This window comes from Pseudonocardia sp. NPDC049635, from assembly GCF_040659795.1.
GTDB lineage: Bacteria > Actinomycetota > Actinomycetes > Mycobacteriales > Pseudonocardiaceae > Pseudonocardia.
This window is the reverse complement of record NZ_JBFAON010000047.1, coordinates 1-7132: the sequence shown is the minus strand read 5'-3', so window position 1 is coordinate 7132 and position 7132 is coordinate 1. Positions and strand designations below refer to the sequence as shown.

The 7132-nt window shown below is 72.5% G+C and carries 6 protein-coding genes and 1 tRNA gene; 5 read left to right on the top strand and 2 right to left on the bottom strand.

All coding sequences use genetic code 11. The features are described 5' to 3' along the window. Positions 1–523: 523 nt before the first annotated feature. Entirely contained in the window at positions 524–1153 is a 630-nt protein-coding gene (locus AB0J24_RS28545; protein ID WP_358686956.1) for a hypothetical protein, read from the top strand. A gap of 15 nt (positions 1154–1168) precedes the next feature. Here AB0J24_RS28545 and AB0J24_RS28540 read toward each other — a convergent pair whose 3' ends face one another. Then, positions 1169–1972 carry a PP2C family serine/threonine-protein phosphatase gene (locus AB0J24_RS28540; RefSeq protein WP_358686955.1) on the bottom strand — a complete coding sequence of 268 codons (804 nt, stop codon included), beginning with the start codon at positions 1970–1972 and terminating at the stop codon, positions 1169–1171. A 183-nt stretch (positions 1973–2155) separates the two neighbouring features. On the opposite strand from AB0J24_RS28540, the gene AB0J24_RS28535 reads away from it, so the two are divergent. From AB0J24_RS28535 to AB0J24_RS28525, 3 genes are all read left to right on the top strand, one after another. After that, positions 2156–2229, top strand: a tRNA-Arg gene (locus AB0J24_RS28535). A gap of 191 nt (positions 2230–2420) precedes the next feature. Next, positions 2421–3101: a response regulator transcription factor gene (locus AB0J24_RS28530; RefSeq protein WP_358686954.1), complete on the top strand. Its 681-nt coding sequence runs from the start codon at positions 2421–2423 to the stop codon at positions 3099–3101. Beyond that, positions 3098–4474, top strand: coding sequence for a HAMP domain-containing sensor histidine kinase (locus AB0J24_RS28525; protein ID WP_358686952.1), 1377 nt, complete (start codon positions 3098–3100; stop codon positions 4472–4474). The genes AB0J24_RS28530 and AB0J24_RS28525 overlap by 4 nt, the downstream gene beginning before the upstream one ends. A gap of 7 nt (positions 4475–4481) precedes the next feature. Here the strand turns inward: AB0J24_RS28525 and AB0J24_RS28520 are convergent, their stop codons facing one another. Beyond that, on the bottom strand, positions 4482–5420 hold the full coding sequence (locus AB0J24_RS28520; protein WP_358686950.1) for a TAXI family TRAP transporter solute-binding subunit: 939 nt from the start codon (positions 5418–5420) through the stop codon (positions 4482–4484). A 126-nt stretch (positions 5421–5546) separates the two neighbouring features. Here AB0J24_RS28520 and dctA point away from each other — a divergent pair, with 126 nt between their 5' ends. Beyond that, complete coding sequence (dctA, locus tag AB0J24_RS28515) at positions 5547–7028, top strand: C4-dicarboxylate transporter DctA (RefSeq protein WP_358686949.1); 1482 nt, start codon at positions 5547–5549, stop codon at positions 7026–7028. Positions 7029–7132: the final 104 nt, after the last annotated feature.

Here is a 7132-nt window from a genome sequence, read left to right as displayed (position 1 = left end):
CCGACAACATCGGACATCCACCCGGGGGGCCACCAGCCAACGGGGCCTGTTGACCGGGCAACCAAGGCCCGTTCTGTCCGGCTCACTCGCTGACGGGAACTAAGTTACGCCACGGTGTCCGGGCGCGTCAAACCGGGGTCCCAAACAGCCGCTGACCTGCACCAACCCTCCGAGGAGGGTGTCAGGGCGCCAGCTGGACCCGAACCGACCGTGCGACGAGCGGTCGCTCGCTCGGCTCCCCCCGCATCCTGATTGACCAGCGCCGATCGCGCAAGGGCAGCCGCCGATCGACCGTCGCGAAGTCCGAGGGGGACGTCGTTCGTCCTGCAGTCCCGGGCCACCGGCGATCGCCACGTTTTTTTTCGACCGTCCGGCGCAGGCCGGGTGGCCGACGAACGGTCCCGCCCGTACCGACGGGACGCGTCCGACAGACCCGGTACCCGGCGCGACACGATCACCGGCGGAGCACGGCCGCTCGCCGTGCCGCGCGGCACCCCCGCCCCGAGCGAGTCAGACTGCCCGGGTGCTGATCACCGGAGATGTCCTCGACCCCGTCCTGCACCGGCTGCGGGCCGACGGCGGTCCGAGCGCCGCCCGGTGGTGTCGCGCTCCGGGTGCGACCAGCCGGGTGCGGGCCACGTTGGTCCACGACGGCATCGCGGTCGAGACGGGCGACGGTGTGTTCTGTGTCGTCCGCGCCTGCCCGCTGATCCTGCCGATCCGCACCCGTTCGGTGGATCGGATCGCCGTCCCGCTGCTCCTGCCGCTGCTGTGCGACATGAGCGGGCTCTTCGCCGAGCTACGGCGCGTACTCGCCCCGCACGGCCTGCTCTCGCTCCTGCTGCCGGCGCCCGCGTCGTTCGGCTGGCGCGGCGGCGAGCTCCGCCGTGCGGTGCGGGCGTCGTGGCGGCATCGCTCAGCGGTCGAGCACCCGGAGTGGTTGGCGTCGTCGGCCGACTTCGCGGTGCTCGCCGACGACCGCCTCGATTTCACCCTCGACGGAGCCGCCACGGACCGTCGGGCCGCCGTGGCCGATCTGTGCGGGGCGGGCGTCTACCCGCCCGACCTGCCGGCGTCCGCGCGGGCCGGACTGGTCGCACACCGCACCGCGGCGTACCGGGTGCGCCTGCGCCGGATCGTCGCCCGCCGATGACCCGGCGCCGACCGGTCAGTTCGTGGTGCTGATCTCGGCGGCCGCCCCCGCGACCCGGAGGTCCTGCGTCTGTTCCGCACCGTCCGGCAGCTCGACGACGTCGGCGACGATCGCCGTGATGTTGTCCGGCCCGCCGCCCTCGTTCGCGAGGTCGATCAGCCGGGGCACGATCTCCTCCGGGGCGGCGTCGGCGGTGAGCTCACGCCGGAGCGCGTCGTCGTCGAGCACCGCGGTGACGCCGTCCGAGCAGAGCAGGAACCGGTCGCCCTCGCGGATGTCGATCCGGTCGAGATCGGGCTCCGGCGCGTGATCGGTGCTCAGCGCCCGCATCAGCACCGAACGCCGGGGGTGGTGGGCCGCCTCCTCGGCGGTGATCTGGCCCTCGTCGACGAGCTGCTGGACCATCGTGTGGTCGTGGGTCAGCTGGGTCAGCCCGCCGTCGCGGAGCCGGTAGATGCGCGAGTCGCCGATGTGGGCGAGGGCGAGCTGGTCACCGGTCAGCAGCAACGACACCACCGTCGTCCCCATCCCTCGGGTGTCCGGGTCCTCCCCTGCACGCCGGGACAGCCGCTCGGTCGCGTCGACGAGCGCGGCCGTCATCTCGGCCGCGAGGTCGAGACCGGTGAGGTCCTGGGGCAGCCGGGCGTCCAGCTCGGTGAACGCAGCCACCGTCGTCGCGCTCGCGATCTCACCGTGGGCGTGACCACCCATCCCGTCGGCCACGATCAACAGCCGGCCGGTCGTCGCGCCGGAATCCTGGTTCGACGTCCGGCGGCGACCCACATCCGACCCGATCGCGGATCGCAGTCCCAGAACCATGGGAACAGTATGGACGTGGCCCTCCACCGGCGTCGCAGGCGAGGCCCCTTTGGCGGCTGCTTCAACCGTACGGATGGTGGTGGCCGCCCCTCCGGCGCCCGCGGGCCGACGTCGGATGAGCGATCGGCTGCCCCGGTCGCTACGGTTGGACCGCGCACCGCCGCGCTGGTGACGGTACGCGCAGCCTCCGTAGCTCAGGTGGATAGAGCATGGCCCTTCTAATGCCGTGGTCGCAGGTTCGAGTCCTGCCGGGGGCACGCTCACCGCTGCGGTCGGTCGCAGGCCGCAGCGCGCGGACCACGTCGTCGGACGGCGACCGCCGTGGGCCCGCGGTGACGCGTGCGTGAGGCCCCGGCTCACCGCTCTCGACCGGCTCGGGGCCTCGGTCCGCCCTCGGCGCTGAGATCACCCGCTGTCCCTGCCGGGCCCGGCTCTCTACCCTGCAACGGTGCGAGTTCTGGTGGTCGAGGACGACGACCGGGTGGCCCGCGGACTGGTGCGGGCCCTGCTCCGCGCGGGGTACCGGGTCGTGCGCGCCGCTGACGTCACCGAGGCGCTCGACCTGATCGACGAGCAGGTACCCGATCTCGCGCTGGTCGACATGGGCCTGCCCGACGGGCACGGCAGCGCGGTGGTGCGCAGGCTGCGGGAGCAGCCCGCCACCGGTGTGCTCGTGGTGACCGCGCAGGACAGCGAGGCCGAGCGGGTCGTCGGGTTGCGCGCGGGTGCCGACGACTACGTCGTGAAGCCGTTCAGCCTCGCCGAGCTGCTCGCCCGGATCGAGGCGGTGAGCAGGCGGACCCGGGCGCTGCGCCAGGCCGTGGCGCCCTCGGCCGTCGTGCACCGCTGGGGCACCCTCGAGCTCGACGTGACCGCTCGCACCGTGCGGGACGGTGCCGATGGATGGTCGGCGACGCTCACCGCGATCGAGTCCGCGGTGCTGGCGCTGCTGTTCGACCGGGCCGGGCAGCCGGTGGAGCGCGGTTTCGTGATCGACCAGGTCTGGGAGGCGCCCACCGAATCCAGCTCGCGGACCCTGGACACGCACATGGCGACGCTGCGCGGCAAGCTCGGCGACCGGGTCACGATCCGCACCCTGCGCGGCGTCGGCTACCAGGTCGGCCCGTGAGACGCCGGCTGGTCGTGGCGATCACGCCACTGCTGGTCCTGCTGATGCTCGGTGTGCTGGTTCCGACCGCGGGCACGGTCGCCGAGCGGCACACGGCCACGCTGGTGGCCGACCGGTTGAGCGACGCGAGCCGCTTCTCGGTGCTGGCGCACACCGCGCTCACCGGCGGGACCGAACTGCGGGCCGAGCTCGTCCGCCTCTACGCGGAACTCGACGAGTACGCCGACCTCTACGACACCCCGATGTGGTTCCTCGATCGTGAGCAGCTGGTGCTGCACGCCACCGACGGTTCGCCGCCGCCGGAGCAGGCGGAAGCCCGGCTGACCGGGGTGCTCGCCGGGCAGCTGCCCCCGGTGGAACGCACCGTCTGGCCGTGGCGCGGCGAGCCCGAGCTGATCGTGACCCCGGTCGGGCGGGACTCGCAGGTCGTCGCGGCCCTGGTGCTCGCCGTCCCGACCGACTCCGTGCGCGCCGAGATCCTGGGCGACTGGGCCCTGCTCGGCGGATTGTTCGCCCTGGTCGCGGCGCTGGCGGTGTGGCTGGTCGGCCCGATGACCCGGTGGATCCTCCGCCCGGTCGCCGACCTGGAACGCAGCGCCGCCGCGGTCCGGGCCGGTCAGCTGGACACCAGGGCAGCTCCCGACTCGGGACCGCCCGAGCTGCGCAACCTCACCGCGGGTTTCAACGACATGGTCGAGGCCGTCCGTCGCACCATCGAGCGCCAGCAGCGGTTCGTCGCCGACGCCGCCCACCAGCTGCGCAACCCGATCGCCTCGGTCCGGTTGTCCGTGGAGAACCTGGAACCGCACCTGGCGTCCGACCCCGACGCGCGGGGCGCCTACTCCGACGCCGTCGACGACCTCGACCGGATGAGCACCGTCCTGAGCAGCATGCTCGCCGCCACGGCGGTCGCGGACCGGCCGGCGAGTGCCGGGCGGGTCGGCGACGCGCTCGGTCACCGGACGGAGACCTGGCGTGCGGTCGCCGAGCAGGCCGGGATGACCTTCGCCGACGACCTGGCCGGGACGGCCACCCGGGTGCGTGAACCGACCGGCGGGCTCGCCGCGACCGTCGACGAGCTCGTCGCGAACGCCGTCCGGCTCTCCCGTGGCAGTTCGCTGACGGTCCGCGGCCGGCCGAACGGGTCCGGGTACCGGATCGAGGTCGTCGACGACGGGCGCGGGCTGGACGAGGAGGGCCGGCGGCGCGCGACGGAACGCTTCTGGCGCAGCCCGCACGACCAGAACGTCGCCGGCACCGGGCTGGGGCTGGCCATCGTCGCCCAGGTGCTCGACGACGCCGGCGGGTCGCTGGAGCTGACCGGGACACCCGGCGGGGGCCTGACCGCCGTCGTCCGGGTGCCGCCACCCTGAGCGCCGCTCAGGGCTTGCGCTCGCGGAACCAGCGGCGCGCGCCCGGGTGCAGCGCGATCGGGGTGGTCGCGGCGCCGGTGCGCGGATTGATCTGACTGGCCTCGCCACGCACCCGGGACAGCTCACCGGCGTGCTCGAACAGCATCGCGGTCAGCCAGTTCGCCAGCTGCTCGTCCATCGAGGGCTGTACCCCGAGCAGGGTCGGGACCGCCAGCGCGGGAGCCGCCTCCATCGGCGGGTACATCGTCGCGGGCACCACGACCGGCAGGTACTCCAGGGGATGGGCCCGCACCAGCGGCTCCATCTGCGCGGTCAGGTCGAGCAACCGGACCGACCCGTCCCGTGCCAGCTCGGTCACGGCGGGCGTCGGCATCCCGGTGAGGCTGAGCACCGCGTCCACCTCACCGGTGCGGAACGCGCGTACCGAGTCGGCCTGGGAGTAGCTGCGCAGGTCGGCCTCGCTGCCGGCCTGTTCCAGCAACCGGCGGGCCAGGTACCGGGTCCCGGACAACGGCATCCCCGCGGCGAGCGTCGCACCGTCGAGATCACGCAGGTCCCGTGCGTCGCCGGCGGCCGGGACGAGCACGTGCATCACCGAGTCGAAGACCCGGGCGAGCGCCACGACCTGGCCGCTGTGGGCGGCGGCGACGTCAACGTTGACGAACGCCATCTCGACCTGGCCACCGGTCAGCATCGCCATGTTCTCCGGCGCCGCGTCGGTGTACACCAGCTCGACGACCGGCCTGCCCCACGCACGGTCGAGCACACCGGCCAGCGCCAGGCCGATCTCCCGGTAGACCGCGCCCTCCGGCCCGGTGGCCAGCCGGAACGGCTCGGGCGGGCGCGGCGGCGCCGCGGCACAACCGGACACCAGCCCGCCGCCCAGCGCCAGCCCGGCCACGGCACCGGTGGTGCGCAGCAACGCGCGGCGGGTGAGCCCGGTCATGCCAGGAGGGTACGGCGCCACCGCGACCGTTACGTCAAGCCAATCCCAAGAAACCGTCAACGGAGTGGAAGGCCGGCCCGTCACCGGGGAGCCTCCCCCCAGCATCGTGACGCGAGGGAGCGAACCATGAGCAGTCCCACGGCGGACCAGGGACCACCGAAGGTGGACAGGTCGAAGCGGAAGCGGACACCCATCTGGAAGCACCTGTACTTCTGGGTGCTGATCGGCATCAGTGCCGGAATCCTCGTCGGGCTGCTGCTGCCCGAGGTCGGTGCGCAGATGCAGTGGCTGGCCACCCTGTTCATCAGCCTGGTGAAGGTGGTGATCGCCCCGGTCATCTTCGCGACCGTCGTCGTCGGGATCGCCGGTCTGGGCAACCTCGCCAAGGTCGGCGGCCTCGCCCTGCGGACGGTCGTCTACTTCAACGCCACCACCGTGGTCGCACTCGGCCTGGGTCTGATCACGATCAACCTGGTCGCACCGGGCGCCGGCCTGGGTTATGACCGCGAGACCTTCGACGGCTCCGCGGCGAACGACACCATCGAGTCCGCGGGCGCCGCCGCGGGTGGTGGTTTCACCGACTTCATCCTGAACCTGGTGCCGAGCTCGTTCGCCTCGGCGTTCGTCGACGGCCAGCTCCTGCAGGTGCTGCTGCTGGCCATCCTGGTCGGTGTAGCGATCACCATGCTCGGTGAGCGCGGCAAGGGCGTCGTGTACGCCCTGGACTCGTTCGCCAAGGTCATGTTCGGCGTGATCAAGCTGGTCATGTGGGTCGCCCCGGTCGGCGCGTTCGGCGGGATCGCCTACACCATCGGCGAGCACGGCAGCGCGATCCTCGGCAGCCTGGCGCAGTTCATGGTCACCTTCTGGGTGACCTGCCTGCTGTTCATCTTCGTCTGCCTGGGCCCGATCTGCCGGCTCGCCGGGTTCTCGATCCTGAAGTACATCCGCTACATCAAGGACGAGCTGCTGATCGTGCTCGGCACCTCGTCGTCGGAGACGGTGCTGCCGCGGATGATGACGAAGCTGGAGGCGGCGGGAACGCCCAAGCACGTCGTCGGTCTGACCATCCCGACCGGGTACTCGTTCAACCTCGACGGCACCGCCATCTACATGACGATGGGTGCGATGTTCATCGCCCAGGCCTTCGGCGTGGACGTCCCGCTGAGCACCCAGATCGGCCTGCTGCTGTTCATGCTGATCTCCTCGAACGGCGCAGCCGGGGTCTCCGGCGCCGGGCTGGTCACCCTCGCCGCCTCGCTCGCCGCGTTCGACCACATCATCCCGCTGGTCGGCCTGGCGCTGATCGTCGGCATCGACCGGTTCATGTCCGAGGGCCGTGCGCTGACCAACCTCACCGGCAACGGGATCGGCACCCTGGTGATCGCCCGCTGGACCGGGGAGCTCGACCGCAAGCGCCTCGACGACGTCCTGAACGACCCCGGCCAGGTCGACGTCGACGAACTGATGAAACTGGAGGCCCTGGGGCACGGTCCGCTGGACGCCTCGGCGCAGGCCTCCGAGCGCAAGGCGGCCATCGCCACCGTCGGCACCGATGCCGGTGCGGCGCAGACCGGCCGGGACCTGGAGGCCGGTCCGGGACGCTGAGCGCGAGAACCGTGGGCAACCCCCCCCGCCGCCGGGGGGGGGGGGTTGGTGGTGGGCCGCGCCGGGGGGGCACGCGGCGCTGGCGCCCCCCCCCCAGGCCCGGA

Coding starts and splice junctions, on each gene's coding strand:
- dctA (WP_358686949.1), top strand. CDS start 5,547: ATGAGCAGTCCCACGGCGGACCAGGGACCACCGAAGGTGGACAGGTCG.
- AB0J24_RS28540 (WP_358686955.1), bottom strand. CDS start 1,972: ATGGTTCTGGGACTGCGATCCGCGATCGGGTCGGATGTGGGTCGCCGC.
- AB0J24_RS28520 (WP_358686950.1), bottom strand. CDS start 5,420: ATGACCGGGCTCACCCGCCGCGCGTTGCTGCGCACCACCGGTGCCGTG.